Raw genomic sequence first — 13,919 nt, 5'->3', positions numbered from 1 at the left:
GCTATTAAAGGCGGAAGACGCGGCCAACAGCCGGTAAAACAAAACCCGCACCGTTTAAACGGTGAAATTCGTGGCGTACGTGAAGTTCGTTTAACTGGTGCTGACGGTGAGTCAGTTGGTGTTGTATCAATTCAAGAAGCTGTAGCTGCTGCTGAAGAAGCAGGTATGGACCTTGTAGAGATCAGCCCTAACGCGGAGCCACCAGTCTGTCGCGTGATGGATTACGGCAAATTCCTCTTTGAAAAGAGCAAGTCTGCTAAAGAGCAGAAGAAAAAGCAAAAACAGGTTCAGATCAAGGAAATTAAATTCCGACCTGGAACTGATATTGGAGACTATCAGGTAAAACTACGCAACCTGACTGGTTTCCTTGAAGACGGCAACAAAGTGAAAGTAACTATTCGCTTCCGTGGCCGCGAGATGGCTCACCAAGACATCGGCGTTGATGTTCTACATCGATTGAAAGCTGACACAGAAGAATTTGCTGTTGTTGAGTCTTTCCCAACTCGAATAGAAGGTCGCCAGATGATCATGGTGTTGGCCCCTAAAAAGAAGTAATTAACGGCTTTTGCAAGTAAGAAAATCTAGTCGCTTTTCTTGAAAAAGATAAACGGCTAGGTTTTGTTCGCCCTAATTACTATTGTTATAAACAACTCAACAATGCGGAGTTATTCATCATGCCTAAGATGAAAACCAACAAAGGTGCTGCTAAGCGTTTTAAGAAAACTGCTGGTGGTATTAAGTTTAAGCACGCTACAAAACGTCACATCCTGACTAAGCGTACTACTAAGAACAAGCGTCAGCTACGTCCAAATGCAATCCTTCCTAAGTGTGAAGTGGCTGCAATTGCTCGTATGATGCCATACGCTTAATTCTTTTTAGTTTAATATTCGTTTAGTTTAGGAGAAGCATAATGCCTCGCGTAAAACGTGGTGTACAAGCTCGTGCACGTCATAAGAAAGTTCTAAAACAAGCTAAAGGTTACTACGGTGCACGTTCACGTGTTTACCGCGTAGCTTTCCAAGCAGTTACCAAAGCTGGTCAATACGCTTACCGTGACCGTCGCAACAAGAAACGTCAATTCCGTCAACTTTGGATTGCACGTATCAACGCGGCATCTCGTCAAAATGGTCTATCTTACAGCCGTTTCATCAACGGTCTTAAGAAAGCATCTATCGAGATCGACCGTAAGATCCTTGCTGACATCGCAGTATTCGACAAAGCAGCATTTGCTGTACTAGTTGAAAAAGCGAAAGCTGCTCTTTAATTAGCAGTTCAGGTTTAATAAAAGGAGAGCTTAGGCTCTCCTTTTTTCTTTTCTAATCTTCAATTTTCCCTCCAACGTATAAATTCTGCTAACACACTTTTATTTCGCTTTACCCAGTTTTTGAACTATAAACTAGATAGTGGGCTTAACACGCCGTTCGCACCGCGGTCAATGACATGCGTGTAGATCTGCGTTGTTCTCACATCGCTATGGCCGAGTTGCTCTTGAACGGTGCGTATATCTGCGCCTCCTTCCAACAAGTGTGTAGCAAAACTGTGCCTTAACGTATGGCAAGTTACGTGTTTCTCTATTCCTGCATCAACAGCGGAGCGTTTTACCGATCGTTGTAAAACGGTTTCTGCCATATGATGACGGCGCATTAGATCGGATTCTTTATCAACCGAGAGTCGAGTCGATGGAAAGAGATAGTGCCAACGAAATTCGTATTGCGCTTGAGGGTACTTGGGAAGCCGAGCTTGCGGGATCCAAGCGCCACCATAGCCTTTAGTCTGCATATCTTTATCATAGAAACGTTGTGTTAACGCGATTTGCTCACTCAGCAAAGGATAGAGCTCTTTGGCTAAGGTGACGGTGCGATTCTTACCGCCTTTACCATGCCAGATACGCAGAGCACCGTAGTCGAAATCAATATCTTGTATTCGCAGTCGTATGCACTCCATTAAACGCAGCCCTGAACCGTACAGCAACATACACTGAAGCTTATGCCTTGGATCAATATGTTCGACGAAGCGTCGCATCTCTTGTTTTGTAAGCACCACAGGTAGCTTGATGTCTTTAAGGGATTTGTGAAATTTCATATTAGGATCAACAGAAACCAGCAGAAACTCTCGATAAAGAAACAACAAGGAATTGAGCGCGAGAGCTTGCGTTTTTGCTGCTACACGTTGTTTTACGGCTAAGTCAGATAAGAAGGCTTCGATATGTTCATCACCCAGCTTGCTTGGATGTTCGAACTCATGAAAGTGAATATAACGCGCAACCCAAAATGCATAGGCCTCGATTGTTTTCGTCGCGTAGTAGCGAGAGCGCATATGTTCTTTAAAACTAAGTAAAAACTGACTCTTCATATTTTTAGTACTGTTTATTTACACATGCACTTAGCATAGAGAGTTTTCTGCGCTATGTGCTTGACCAGTTGGTTAACTGAGGTGCAATTGGTGCTTAGTTAAACCTTGATTACATGACTTTCAGGCGGGTGTGTGAGTGAAGTGGTGATTCAAAAGAAGGAAAACAGCGGTGATTGAGGCAATATGATTTGTTTGACTTCAAGCGATTACTCGTAAGAAGAAAGTTAATCGTTTCAGTGTGCTCAACGATTAACGTTACGCCCAACTTAGTAACATCAAGAGAAACGATCATGGAATTATGGAAATTACTGTTGTTTATCCCTGCGTGCTTTGCTTTGAATATGACGCCCGGACCCAACAATTTGTTGTCGATGAATAATGCCCGTTGCTTTGGTTTTAAGTCCGCCTTGTTTGCAGGTTTAGGGCGTATTGTCGCATTTTCATTCATGATTGCGCTTGCGGGATCTGGCTTGGCAGTCGTGCTCTACACCTCAGAAGCGATTTTCTTGGCAATTAAATTGTCTGGCGCGCTATATTTGGGTTGGGTTGCATGGAATCTATGGCGCTCTCAAGCGACTCCTTTAGCGAATGTCGATTCAACGAAAAGCTCCTTTGGCTTAGCAAAGCAAGAATTTCTTTTAGCGGCGGGCAACCCGAAAGCGATTTTGATCTTTACGGCATTTTTGCCTCAGTTTGTCGATGTTACGAGCTCCATCAATCAACAGTTTTTCATCTTAGGCGTGACATTTTTATTATTAGAACTGATGGCAATAAGTCTTTATGCGTTATTTGGGTTATATCTTCGCCATTGGTTTGTTCAGCCGAAGATGGCAAAACGCTTTAATCGCACTTGTGCGGGGTTACTTGCGCTTTCAGGCATTAATTTATTTGTCAGTCAACCTACTTGATACTCAGAGAACTGAGTTATCACTGTGTCGTGGCGCGGTACAACTCGATTAATTGAGTGACTAGTGATGGTCTTACTCATAACCTTCGAGTTCGAACTCTTTGCTATAAAGGGAGTTATTACAACGTTTCATTTCATGTAGATTTTCCTCCGCCTCTGCAATGGCGTCTTTAAAACAGTTAGTTAGGCACGCGGCTGTTCCGGAACTGAAGCTAATCTCTTTTCTTTCATAGGCTTTGGTTACTGAATCAATATAGAGTTGTGCTTGATCGATATCGACCACCACAAGAAACTTGTCCGCTTCAATTCTAAATACGTAGCCAAAATCGTAACAGCCATCAATCAATTGTGAGGCAAAGTCAGTCAGTACCTTATTGCCGATGTTATGGCCTTTCGTCCGGTTAATCTCACTGAAGTTGTTGATATCAAAATAAAACACCTGATAGGCACCTAGTGGGACGAGGTCAAGTGTTGCAAGCGTATAGCACTTAGTGAGGTTATCGGTCAAAGTAAGCTTATTGACACGTGTGAAGTGTTGATATAAGCCTTTAATGATGCACCCGTAGCCAATGATGAGCAGTGCTTCATCCAATAATGCATCGGCAAATGGGAAGCGATTACTGATCATTAAATCTATGTAGACGATTTCGGTTATTGAGTCATAAACGCCATTTACGACTGCAATCATTAGCCCTAATTTTATCACCTTCGAATTGACGAGTTTACCAATCATCGAAGTCAATAAAATTACGCAGTACAGGCGCACGACTTCCAATAGGTAATCATAAATAGATTCTACTGGGATCTGAAATACAAACACTGGCACGATATAGACGATAGGAACAATCGAAAAAGTGATCGCACTGGTAAAGATCCAGTGGGACAACTGATGATTATTGAATAGTGATCTCATGAACAACTCGACGACGACAAAAAGTTAAAATCGTCGCGATAATAGCAAAGCGCATGGATTATTAATGCAATTCATTGCACATAAAGCAAAGATATTCAGTGTAACAGCGAATTAAGCAGACCAAAGATGTGTTGAAGAGGTTTTAACGTAGGGGAAATATTATTTAATAATGTAACTTGTTGATAAAAAACAAAGAGAGCTGCCCATAAAATAGAGCAGCTCGATTGCATTTACCACATTAGGTCATCAGGGACGACGAAATCTGCGTACGGATCATCTTCGGCGATCTCGGTTGATTCTGCTTCTTTCTGTTCAATGATGACTTGCTCGTCACGTTGAGCAATCTTATTTGCGACAACACTTGGGATTACAACGTAAGTTTCTTCATAACGTGCAATCGCTAAGATGCCACTGATCAACTGCTTACGGATTAATATATCAACATAGAAGGATTTAACCAAGGTTCCATCGGTAAAGTTATACTTGATATCGCCATCGCCTAAATCAACTTTGTTCATTTCGATCAGTTGCTTAATTTGAGCGCGGATTTCGTTGCTTAAACGTTGCTCTTTTTGCTGGCTGCTCAATTCTTTGTCACGTTCTTGCTGCTGACGTTTGTTCTCTTCAACCGCAGCTTTTACTTCACGAGCTTGCACACGAGACTTTTTAGAGCCTTTTTTCGCTTTTTTTAGTTTCTTCTCGTTTACTAAGCCTGCTTTTAACATTTGCTCTTGCAGTGTTAACTTTGCCATGATCATTCCAATTCGTTTTTATCTTTGACGCATTTTATCGGGTCATCTGCAGCAAATAAAGATCGTAGGCAGACATTAGTGATTATTCTTCTGCTGTCGAGCTCAAATGACACAGAGTTAGCTGGTTCAGAGATTAATCTGTAACGTTACTTGCTCGCGTATGTCGCCACGAAACCGTTAACGGCAGCGTTTACTACTCGCTCTAATTCTTCGCAACTTGGTGGTGGTTGATGGGCTAGGAGTTGCGGCCAAAATACGACGGCTTTAATACTGCCAATGAATTGTTCAATCGCTAATTCAATATTGGCAACGTTGAGCGCTTTTGCTTCAACGCCTTGTCGGATCAATTCTTGAAGGCCATAAGTATCCTCAATGGCGGAAAATCTTTGTATTAGCATCTGTGATGCAGTAGGACAGCGGATGCATTCAGCTATCACCAACCTTGCAGTGGCTTGAAAATCTTCAGTATTGATATAACAAAGTTGTTTTAGCGTAAGTTGCGCCAATTGAGTTGCGATGGAAACTGAAGGATTAAATTCAGCCTGACACTGATCATCAAATCGACACATCAACGTGCTGACAATGACCTCAAATAACGCTTCTTTGTTTGGGTAGTACTTGTATAAAGTACGTTTGGAGACGCCCGCTTCTTTCGCTATTCCTTCCATGCTGGCTTGCTTAAAGCCTTTTTGCGAAAAAACCGTAATAGCAGATTTAATGATATCGTCTTGCTTAATGTCGCTTCTTTTTATCATGAGTCAATTCTACATAACCAAAAGCACACGAAAGAGAGTACTTTTATTAGATTGAAACAGAAGTATACACTAACGTTTACTTTGTCGGGTAGCGTATCAGTCACGAAAGTCTAAATCGTCTAATGGTGATGCTCTACTACACGAGGAGATGTTTACGGGGAGTTAGCAAAAGTTTGCTAACTCCCCCCGCTTAAAAACTCTACTTGGTAATCACTTGCGGAATCTCACCCGCATGCACTGGGTCGATTTTTAATGTCTGGGTTGGGTAGGCGATATCAGCATCATGTTGATGGATTATGGTCATGATCTTGAGCAGGACATCTTGTTTCACTTCATGGTACCGAATCCAGTTCACTGTCTTGGTAAAGGTATAAACCAACAAATCAAGCGAAGAGGGGCCAAAAGCATTGAAATTGACGATGAGTGTTTGGTTGGCATCAATATCGGGATGTGTCTCTAACATGCTTTTTATGTCGTTTACAATGAGTGCTACTTTTGCACAGTCATCATAACGGATACCAATGGTTTCGTTGATTCGGCGATTAAGCATGCGTGAAGGGTTTTCGACCACGATGTTGCTAAACACGGAGTTTGGTACATAGATTGGACGTTTGTCAAAAGTGCGGATGATGGTCATGCGCCAGCCAATACGTTCAACGGTTCCTTCGATTTGGCGATCTGGTGAGCGGATCCAATCACCGACTTTAAATGGACGATCAAAATAGATCATCATGCCACCAAAGAAGTTCGAAAGGAGATCTTTGGCCGCCAAACCGACAATTAAACCCCCGACACCACCAAACGTTAATAGGCCGGATAAACTCAGACCAAACGCCTGCATTACCGTGAGTCCGCCAATTACAATAAAGAACAAGCGAGCAACTTTTGCGACTGCTTGCACGGTAGTTTCATCGCGATTCTTTTTGTTTAATACAAACTCTTCGACGTTATTGATAAGGCGCATCGTTATCCAGACAAAGATACCAATGACTAAAATGAGTTTTAGGGTACTGAGCCAATTTAGCTTAGATCCCATATGGGTCTGCAATAAAAAACCCAGTGAAATCGTGGCAGGCCAACACCAAATCAGTGTACTAATCGGTGTTTTAAGCGCGCTTAGTGTTAAATCATCCCAATGAAAGGCGGTGCGGCTAACCAAGACTTCTAGTCGGCCATAGAGGATGCGCCATATAATCCAGGCCACAAAGCTTGCGATAGTAATAAACAAGACATTGGTATCGAGTTGGTTAGAAAAGGAAGCCCAATCAGTCGGCAAGAGCTGGTTCAGTTGATTCATTTAGTGATTTCTTTATTGTTAATAATGTTGTATCACCCCAACGTGATCCGTTGTTGAATGGGTAAAACAAGCCGATTCTAGTAATAACTTAATGCCTACAAAAAATCGGGTGTAAGTTGTGGCCAAGTATATACGCTAGCGATAACCACGAAAATGGTGCCGTTAAGAAAAAGCCCCAGTTGTAAACGTGCCGATCATTTTTCGCTGAAATGTTCTGCAAGAGCAGCACGACGACGCTTCGCTATCCCTCCTCCTTCCATATCAACAGTGTGTTCGAATCCCTGTTTTATAAAACGTTGAGTCGGACTATTTGGCTGTAAGCGGCGTAATTGAGGGGAGTTGAATGTACCAGCAAGCTGGTAAATTGAAACGCCAGCACCGGTAGATACGAAAATCTTGCTGCCATCAAATTCAAACTGAGTCGCGATCAGCCGCTGATTCCGAAAAACGCCCGTTGAATTTAACTCTAGTGTATCTTGATTGTAGTTGGCAGTGCCGATTTCAATCCATCGGCCATGGACATTATGCGGATTAATATAGTCAAGGTAACTGTAATAGATGGCTGTTGCAAAGGTGGCTAGAATTGCCACGCAAAAGGCGATAAACAGCGATTGAACAACGGATAAATTCGCTATTGTTCGAGATCTAAATCGACCTTTTGATGAATACACGACCACGACAACGACTCCTAAAACAACTTAAGGCATGGATTGCATGTTGATGCCAAAGCTTGAAAGAGTTTATCTATGAACGCAATCCTAATCGGAGAAACTTTGATATTGAGCGCAAACTAATGGTGTGATTTGTGAAGCACCTTGAGGCGCAATAGAAGAATCATTGTCAGCAAAAAAACAAGACTCAAGAGCGTTAGCTGTACTCAAAAGGTAATGTACTAGGAACTGAAGCAAATAGAATTGCTACATAATTGTGTGTTTTTGGTGTACGATTTGTTTGTTGTGCGTGTATTTTTGTTGTTTTAAAATGATGTGTTACCGCATGAATTACGATTAATAGGATAGTTTGATTCGTATAAATAGAGTTGTACACGATAGAGATAGACCAAGGATGAAGTAGATGAGAAAGGCAGTGATGGTAAGCTTACTCAGTTTCTCTGCAGCAGCTCATACCAGCGATATTAGTACCTATATTGTGAATGGTTCTGATGCGAATGTCGGAGATTTCCCGAGTTTTGCGAGTCTGTTTTATGAAGATGATCGCCAATATTCGACCAGAAGTTTTTGCGGTGCGACGATTATAAATGACTACTATGTATTAACGGCTGCTCATTGTGTGGCGGCTGATTCTTCTCAATTACCTCATATCACTGTCGCCGCTAGCTTACAAAATGAAAATAACTATGCGCCGTTAACTTATCCTCGTGTGATTGAATACTATATTCCAAATGGATTCGAAAACGAACGAGATATTCTTTGGCCGGATGACATTGCAATTTTAAAACTTGATCGTTCTATTGGTCGTGGGGATTTATATTCGAGCCTCAATTTTTCTAAGGATCGTGGCTTTACCGTGGCAGATCGCTTTATTGCTGTGGGGCACGGTAAAAATGATTATCTTGAAGTCCCAGCGGCAAATAGCCCGAACTTGCAAGAAGTCGAGTTAACCTATATCGATAATGCTACTTGTATTGCTGCGTTGGGGACAAATATTTCCGATAAACAGATCTGTTTTGATGGTGCTGATGACGGCGGTGATAAAGATTCTATCTGCTCAGGAGATTCTGGTGGGCCAGTGTATTATCAAGAGAATGGAACGGGACCGAGGATTCAAGTTGGGGTTGCCAGTTTTGGTTTTGAGAGGTGTGGTGATAGAACCAAAGCTGTGACGTCGGTGTTTACGGATGTCTATGATTACAAATCATGGATAGACAATGTCATTACGGGCAATGTGTCACCCACTTATTACATCCAAGTTCAAAATGGACAGCGCGTTTTGGTTGATCCGACTACCGTTACACAGACTTCTTCAGGAAGTTCAGGAAGTTCAGGAAGTTCAGGTAGCTCAGGGGGCAGCGCTTCTATCATTTCTTTGTTAGGACTTTTGTTTATATCGCTTATGCGACATTGCAGCCGTGTGCATATGAGTTGTTCAAGTAATTACCTACGTTCTCAAAATTAAGATGATCGTCGTAACCTGATGAAATTGTTGTTTAAATTATTCATATCTGAAGAAGTGTGAACTGGGTGAATGTTGACTATTTGTTTCTAAACGATAGTTTTACATTATAAAAGCCAGAGCACAGTGTGGAGAAACGAATATGAGCGCCAACAGTACCTATAACATTACCTTGTTATCTGACATCAGCATGCAGTCGAAGTTGTTTAAGGATTCATTAGAGCGTGGCATTGAGTTAGAGGTGCGTTTAGTTTCTCTTGACGATTTGAGCATTGGAACTGAGAGCGATGATTCGTTGCTCGGTGACTATGTATTGATTGATTTTAATTATCTCAATGATTCTAATTTTGAAATCTATAATCAAGCTCGGCTGTCGGTCAATAGCAATGCAAAAGAGATAGTGATCAACTGTCCGAAAGAGGTCGCATCATCGCAATTGTTTAAATGGCGTAATCTTGTTGGTGTGTTTTATGTTGAAGATGACATTAGCCTGCTGCTTAAAGGTATGGAAAAAGTCATGCAAGATGAGATGTGGTTATCACGTAAGGTCGCACAAGATTATATCGAACATTTCCGTTGTGCGAATACGGTAACGACATCGCAAGTGTATGCCAACTTAACCAAACGTGAGAAAGAGATCATGCGTTTGTTAGGCCATGGGGCATCTAACCTCCAAATTGCCGATGAGCTGTTTGTCAGTGAGAACACCGTTAAAACACACTTGCACAATATCTTTAAGAAAATAAACGCTAAGAATCGACTACAGGCGTTGCTATGGGCAAACAACAATATCGCCTTGGAAGAGCGCGTGTAGAATGTTACTTGGAATGAAAGAAGGGAGCCAACGGCTCCCTTTTTATTTACCTGGCTAAAAATCGTAGCACTCGCTTTCGCTTAGCCTTAATTTACGTGTTAGTCGTAAATGGTCGGAATAGGCTGACGTTTATGTTGCGTCGTGCGATATATGTGTACGAGACGATCAGAGGCTTCTTGAGAAACGGGTTTGCCTTCCAAGAAGTCGTCAATCTGCTCATAAGTCAGGTTCAACGCATCTTCATCGGCTTTTTGTGGTGCGAGTTCTTCTAAATCGGCAGTCGGTACTTTCTTGACTAACTGTTCAGGAGCGCCCAGTGTGGCGGCAACTTCACGGACTTGACGTTTATTCAAACCAAACAGAGGCGCGAGATCGCAAGCACCATCACCAAACTTGGTATAGAAACCGGTGATGTTCTCTGCTGAATGATCCGTACCAAGCACTAAGCCACCAACAAAACCGGCAATTTCGTACTGGGCAATCATACGTGCACGTGCTTTTACATTGCCTTTGATGAAGTCCACTTTAGCAGGATCTTGTGGGATCAGCCCCGTATTTTCAAGACCAAGCAGAGAGGCAGCATGCAGGCCATCTGCGCCTTCTTTAATGTTGACGGAAACGGAGTGGCTTGGTTGGATGAACTGTAGAGCAAGTTGCGCTTCGTCTTCATCCTTTTGCTCGCCATAAGGCAATCTCACTGCAATAAATTGATAGCCACCACCGCTTTGGTCATTTAGCTCATCTACCGCAATTTGGGCAAGTCGGCCACAGGTCGTGGAGTCTACGCCGCCACTGATACCGAGAACCAGCGCTTTGCAGCCAGAATCTGTTAATTTACGTTTGATAAAATCGACGCGACGGGTGATTTCAAAATGAGGGTCAATCGATGGTAAGACGCGCATTTCATCGCGAATCAACTGTTCCATTAGTTTTCTTCCTGCAGCAAGGTTGTTTATCGTAGTATCATACCTAAAACCAATAAATAGAAAACCGAGAACACGGATTTCCGCCCATTCAAGGTAAAAATTATGAAAATCGCCGTATTTGGCAGCGCATTCAACCCACCCAGTTTAGGTCACAAGAGTGTTATAGAATCACTCTCGCATTTTGACCGTATTTTACTGCTTCCAAGCATCGCGCATGCTTGGGGAAAAGAGATGCTGGATTATGCGTTACGAACTCAATTGGTCGATGCTTTTATCGTCGATTTGAATATGACGAATGTCGAGCGCTGCACGATTGAAGAAATATTATTGGATCGTGCACAATCATCGGTAACGACCTATGCCGTACTTGAGGCATTGCAAGTTGAAAACCCAACAGCTGAACTTACGTTCGTGATCGGGCCTGACAATTTTTTCAATTTTGCTAAGTTCCATAATGCACAAGAAATTGTTCGTCGTTGGTCTGTCATGGCATGCCCAGAGAAAGTTAAGATTCGCAGCACCGACATTCGCACTTTATTGGCAGATGGACAGAAAATTAATCACTTAACAACCCCCAATGTTTGCGCTATGTTAGTGGAAAATAACTATTACTAACTTATCTATCAGTATTATTCATTAGTCAGTCAAAGGCTCGGTGAATGTATTGAGGTGCTTATGGCTAAGAAAAGCGTTTTGCTTGTTTTTGGTCTGTTTTCAGCTTCTGCTTACGCTTGCATTGAAAATAACCAAGGAGTCAGTATTGGAGCTGACTCAACAACACACGATCTCGATCGTGAGCTGTGTTCTCCCATGCTTGGGGAGAGTGTTTATCCAGTAAATAAAATAATTCCCCCCCTATTGCTGGTGAAGGAAAAATATAACCAATCCAACTATTGGTCTGATTGGGTGTTGAAAACCGAATCCAATCCGGTGTTAACCCAAAACTACGCAGATAATTATTTTGGTGTTGGTTGGTGGTCTCCTGAAGATAATGTTCTTCAAGGTGATGAACAGACCACGGAAGAGTGGTTAATGAATCACGGTCTAATGTTTAGCATTGGTTTTGGCGATAAGACCATTGGTCAGCCTCGGTTTAGACTCGACTATCTTTGGCACGACGAAGATCAAGATAATGTCATGATGCAAATTGAAGTGCCGTTTTAGTGGCACTTTATTTCTCTCCTATTGCAACATAGGCAGCTAATTAGAAATGGTCTTTGGTTGCATTAAACACAGATTTGAGTAGTAGCTGATAATATTGAGCGGGATCTCCGGTTTCGAGAAGTAATAACCTTGTATTTGTGTACACCCCATATCACTGAGCTTTTGTAGCGCGTCTTCACTTTCAACCCCTTCGGCCACTAAATTCACTTCAAGCTGTTGTGCAAGTTGTACTATTAAACAAACAACGTGTTCAGCTGTTTCGTTACACAGCATATTTTTAATGAAAGTCGCATCGATCTTAATCGTATCGATAGGGTAGCTATGGATGTAATTTAAGCTTGAGTAACCCGTACCGAAATCGTCAAGAGCAATAGTAAACCCCTGATTGCGAAGTTTATCTAATATGTATCGGACTTCATTGGTTTGCGATAGCAGCACTGTTTCAGTGAGCTCTATGGTGAATTCTCTCGGCTCGAAGTGAAAGCGTGAAATGGTGGTTGTGAGATGGCGCATATAGCGCGAGGAGTCACTCAGTTCGTGAGCTGAGCAATTCAGGCTAAGGCGAACTTTATAACCGAGGCCTTTCTCTAATTCCCATTTTGCATGACAAGCCAATTCAACGATACGCTCACCCAATTCAATGATCAAACCGGACTGTTCTGCCGCTTCAATAAACTCCATTGGTGAGACCACGCCAAGCGTTTCGCTGTTCCAGCGAGCCAGTACTTCAAAATAATCCCACGTCGGCGAATCTAATGAAACGATAGGTTGTACTGCGACATAAATTTCCCCCCCTTTACTCGAAGTACGATCAAGTTCGTTGCGCAGAGCGTCAATCACCATAGTACGACGGTAATACTGAGCACTGAGGTGGGTATCGTAGCTTTGCACTTTGCTGTTGCGAGTTTGCTTACAATCTTTTAAGGCCAGTGAGGCATTTAATATCAATTGGTCAGAGGTCAATCGTTGTTCAGAGGTGCGAGCAAGACCAATGCTGACACTAATTTTAATCGTATGTGATGGGTCGACATAGCCTTCATTTAAGCGTGAAATCAAGGTTTGGCAGATGGCCAATGGATCGCTAGAGAAGGTGACAAACGCGAACTCGTCCCCTGCGATACGGTAGGCTTGATGGTCTTCTGGAACCGCAAATTCAACGGCTCTTGCGACAAATTTAATCACTTGGTCGCCAATGTAGTTGCCGTATAGGTCATTGATCGATTTGAAATTATCAATGTCGATATAGGCGAGTGTTAAAGGCTCAGCTCGTGTTTCGATGATATGTTCGAGCGAATTAGACAAGTAACTGCGATTGAGTAGTCCGGTGAGATTGTCGTGAGAGACTTCGTGGCTGAGTTGATGAACCAGTGTGTCGGAGCGAGCAGAAAGCCATTTTGATCTCAAGCTGTGAACGATAATGTTGGCAAATAATAGATGGCAATCAATCAGATTTTGATTGTGAATTGTTTGTTTGGTGAAAGTAGAAAGCAGGATGCCCAAAATATCACCAGAGCGATTACGTAACGGAACGCCTAGATAGGCCTCGACGCCGTGATCAATCAGGTAAGTGTCTTGTGGAAACTGCTTTGAAACACCTTGTTCAAATAAATAAAAGAGTTTGTTTGATTTACTAACGACATCACAAGGTGTTCCCGCCAAAGAATAACTAAACTGTTGTTGGTTCTGTTTTTCGCAGGCAAAGGAGAGGGTATGCGCGGTAAAGTTCAGCTTGTCTATTTCGATGACACAACAACATTGACTGTTAAATGCTTTATGCAATTTCAATGTGACCTGATGGAGTAGTTCTGGCCCATCAAGTGCCATAATTTGGTTGAGTTCATCAATGTCAATTACGTCGGGTTTGTTATCCTTAGCCATGACGAATGCTCCTTATTTGTGTGATTCT

The 13,919-nt window shown here is 42.4% G+C and carries 16 protein-coding genes; 8 read left to right on the top strand and 8 right to left on the bottom strand.

The window, feature by feature from the left end; all coding sequences use genetic code 11:
- The first annotated feature begins 3 nt into the window (after nt 1-3).
- From infC to rplT, 3 genes are all read left to right on the top strand, one after another.
- Complete coding sequence (gene infC / locus RH86_RS05605; RefSeq protein ID WP_081467400.1) at nt 4-555, top strand: translation initiation factor IF-3; 552 nt, start codon at nt 4-6, stop codon at nt 553-555.
- A gap of 119 nt (nt 556-674) precedes the next feature.
- Nucleotides 675-869, top strand: a complete 195-nt coding sequence (rpmI, locus tag RH86_RS05600) for a 50S ribosomal protein L35 (protein WP_005599947.1) — start codon at nt 675-677, stop codon at nt 867-869.
- A 41-nt stretch (nt 870-910) separates the two neighbouring features.
- Complete coding sequence (rplT, locus tag RH86_RS05595) at nt 911-1,264, top strand: 50S ribosomal protein L20 (protein WP_004401084.1); 354 nt, start codon at nt 911-913, stop codon at nt 1,262-1,264.
- Nucleotides 1,265-1,389: 125 nt separating this feature from the next.
- Here rplT and RH86_RS05590 read toward each other — a convergent pair whose 3' ends face one another.
- On the bottom strand, nt 1,390-2,352 hold the full coding sequence (locus RH86_RS05590; protein WP_009385452.1) for an integron integrase: 963 nt from the start codon (nt 2,350-2,352) through the stop codon (nt 1,390-1,392).
- 290 nt (nt 2,353-2,642) lie between these two features.
- Between RH86_RS05590 and RH86_RS05585 the strand changes: the two genes are divergently transcribed.
- Nucleotides 2,643-3,260 carry a LysE family translocator gene (locus RH86_RS05585; protein ID WP_009385451.1) on the top strand — a complete coding sequence of 206 codons (618 nt, stop codon included), beginning with the start codon at nt 2,643-2,645 and terminating at the stop codon, nt 3,258-3,260.
- Between the two features lie 72 nt (nt 3,261-3,332).
- Here the strand turns inward: RH86_RS05585 and RH86_RS05580 are convergent, their stop codons facing one another.
- From RH86_RS05580 to RH86_RS05560, 5 genes are all read right to left on the bottom strand, one after another.
- The gene (locus RH86_RS05580) at nt 3,333-4,172 is read right to left on the bottom strand and encodes a GGDEF domain-containing protein (RefSeq protein WP_009385450.1); all 840 of its coding nucleotides are present in this window, start codon (nt 4,170-4,172) and stop codon (nt 3,333-3,335) included.
- A gap of 230 nt (nt 4,173-4,402) precedes the next feature.
- Complete coding sequence (locus RH86_RS05575; protein WP_038219303.1) at nt 4,403-4,924, bottom strand: DUF2058 domain-containing protein; 522 nt, start codon at nt 4,922-4,924, stop codon at nt 4,403-4,405.
- A gap of 146 nt (nt 4,925-5,070) precedes the next feature.
- The gene (locus RH86_RS05570) at nt 5,071-5,679 is read right to left on the bottom strand and encodes a TetR/AcrR family transcriptional regulator (RefSeq protein ID WP_009385448.1); all 609 of its coding nucleotides are present in this window, start codon (nt 5,677-5,679) and stop codon (nt 5,071-5,073) included.
- 199 nt (nt 5,680-5,878) lie between these two features.
- On the bottom strand, nt 5,879-6,976 hold the full coding sequence (locus tag RH86_RS05565; protein ID WP_009385447.1) for a mechanosensitive ion channel family protein: 1,098 nt from the start codon (nt 6,974-6,976) through the stop codon (nt 5,879-5,881).
- A gap of 194 nt (nt 6,977-7,170) precedes the next feature.
- Nucleotides 7,171-7,653, bottom strand: coding sequence for a DUF2850 domain-containing protein (locus tag RH86_RS05560; RefSeq protein WP_009385446.1), 483 nt, complete (start codon nt 7,651-7,653; stop codon nt 7,171-7,173).
- A gap of 397 nt (nt 7,654-8,050) precedes the next feature.
- Here RH86_RS05560 and RH86_RS05555 point away from each other — a divergent pair, with 397 nt between their 5' ends.
- Both RH86_RS05555 and RH86_RS05550 read left to right on the top strand, forming a co-directional pair.
- A complete protein-coding gene (locus tag RH86_RS05555; RefSeq protein WP_009385445.1) occupies nt 8,051-9,112 on the top strand; it encodes a S1 family peptidase in 1,062 nt (353 codons plus the stop codon).
- 139 nt (nt 9,113-9,251) lie between these two features.
- On the top strand, nt 9,252-9,923 hold the full coding sequence (locus RH86_RS05550) for a LuxR C-terminal-related transcriptional regulator (RefSeq protein ID WP_009385444.1): 672 nt from the start codon (nt 9,252-9,254) through the stop codon (nt 9,921-9,923).
- 98 nt (nt 9,924-10,021) lie between these two features.
- On the opposite strand, the gene nadE is transcribed toward RH86_RS05550, so the two are convergent.
- Nucleotides 10,022-10,849, bottom strand: coding sequence for an ammonia-dependent NAD(+) synthetase (nadE, locus tag RH86_RS05545; protein WP_009385443.1), 828 nt, complete (start codon nt 10,847-10,849; stop codon nt 10,022-10,024).
- A gap of 102 nt (nt 10,850-10,951) precedes the next feature.
- Here nadE and RH86_RS05540 point away from each other — a divergent pair, with 102 nt between their 5' ends.
- The gene (locus tag RH86_RS05540; RefSeq protein WP_009385442.1) at nt 10,952-11,464 is read left to right on the top strand and encodes a nicotinate-nicotinamide nucleotide adenylyltransferase; all 513 of its coding nucleotides are present in this window, start codon (nt 10,952-10,954) and stop codon (nt 11,462-11,464) included.
- 60 nt (nt 11,465-11,524) lie between these two features.
- On the top strand, nt 11,525-12,013 hold the full coding sequence (locus RH86_RS05535) for a hypothetical protein (protein WP_009385441.1): 489 nt from the start codon (nt 11,525-11,527) through the stop codon (nt 12,011-12,013).
- 36 nt (nt 12,014-12,049) lie between these two features.
- Here the strand turns inward: RH86_RS05535 and RH86_RS05530 are convergent, their stop codons facing one another.
- Nucleotides 12,050-13,891 carry a putative bifunctional diguanylate cyclase/phosphodiesterase gene (locus RH86_RS05530; RefSeq protein ID WP_009385440.1) on the bottom strand — a complete coding sequence of 614 codons (1,842 nt, stop codon included), beginning with the start codon at nt 13,889-13,891 and terminating at the stop codon, nt 12,050-12,052.
- Nucleotides 13,892-13,919: the final 28 nt, after the last annotated feature.

The sequence above is a fragment of the Vibrio sp. N418 genome, assembly GCF_000222565.1.
Taxonomy (GTDB): domain Bacteria; phylum Pseudomonadota; class Gammaproteobacteria; order Enterobacterales; family Vibrionaceae; genus Vibrio; species Vibrio scophthalmi.
The sequence above is the reverse complement of the archived record's forward strand: the minus strand, read 5'-3'. Positions and strand labels throughout refer to the sequence as shown.

Coding starts and splice junctions, on each gene's coding strand:
- RH86_RS05590 (WP_009385452.1), bottom strand. CDS start 2,352: ATGAAGAGTCAGTTTTTACTTAGTTTTAAAGAACATATGCGCTCTCGC.
- nadE (WP_009385443.1), bottom strand. CDS start 10,849: ATGGAACAGTTGATTCGCGATGAAATGCGCGTCTTACCATCGATTGAC.
- RH86_RS05580 (WP_009385450.1), bottom strand. CDS start 4,172: ATGAGATCACTATTCAATAATCATCAGTTGTCCCACTGGATCTTTACC.
- RH86_RS05555 (WP_009385445.1), top strand. CDS start 8,051: ATGAGAAAGGCAGTGATGGTAAGCTTACTCAGTTTCTCTGCAGCAGCT.
- RH86_RS05565 (WP_009385447.1), bottom strand. CDS start 6,976: ATGAATCAACTGAACCAGCTCTTGCCGACTGATTGGGCTTCCTTTTCT.
- RH86_RS05550 (WP_009385444.1), top strand. CDS start 9,252: ATGAGCGCCAACAGTACCTATAACATTACCTTGTTATCTGACATCAGC.
- RH86_RS05585 (WP_009385451.1), top strand. CDS start 2,643: ATGGAATTATGGAAATTACTGTTGTTTATCCCTGCGTGCTTTGCTTTG.
- RH86_RS05535 (WP_009385441.1), top strand. CDS start 11,525: ATGGCTAAGAAAAGCGTTTTGCTTGTTTTTGGTCTGTTTTCAGCTTCT.
- rplT (WP_004401084.1), top strand. CDS start 911: ATGCCTCGCGTAAAACGTGGTGTACAAGCTCGTGCACGTCATAAGAAA.
- RH86_RS05575 (WP_038219303.1), bottom strand. CDS start 4,924: ATGGCAAAGTTAACACTGCAAGAGCAAATGTTAAAAGCAGGCTTAGTA.
- rpmI (WP_005599947.1), top strand. CDS start 675: ATGCCTAAGATGAAAACCAACAAAGGTGCTGCTAAGCGTTTTAAGAAA.
- RH86_RS05540 (WP_009385442.1), top strand. CDS start 10,952: ATGAAAATCGCCGTATTTGGCAGCGCATTCAACCCACCCAGTTTAGGT.
- RH86_RS05570 (WP_009385448.1), bottom strand. CDS start 5,679: ATGATAAAAAGAAGCGACATTAAGCAAGACGATATCATTAAATCTGCT.
- RH86_RS05530 (WP_009385440.1), bottom strand. CDS start 13,891: ATGGCTAAGGATAACAAACCCGACGTAATTGACATTGATGAACTCAAC.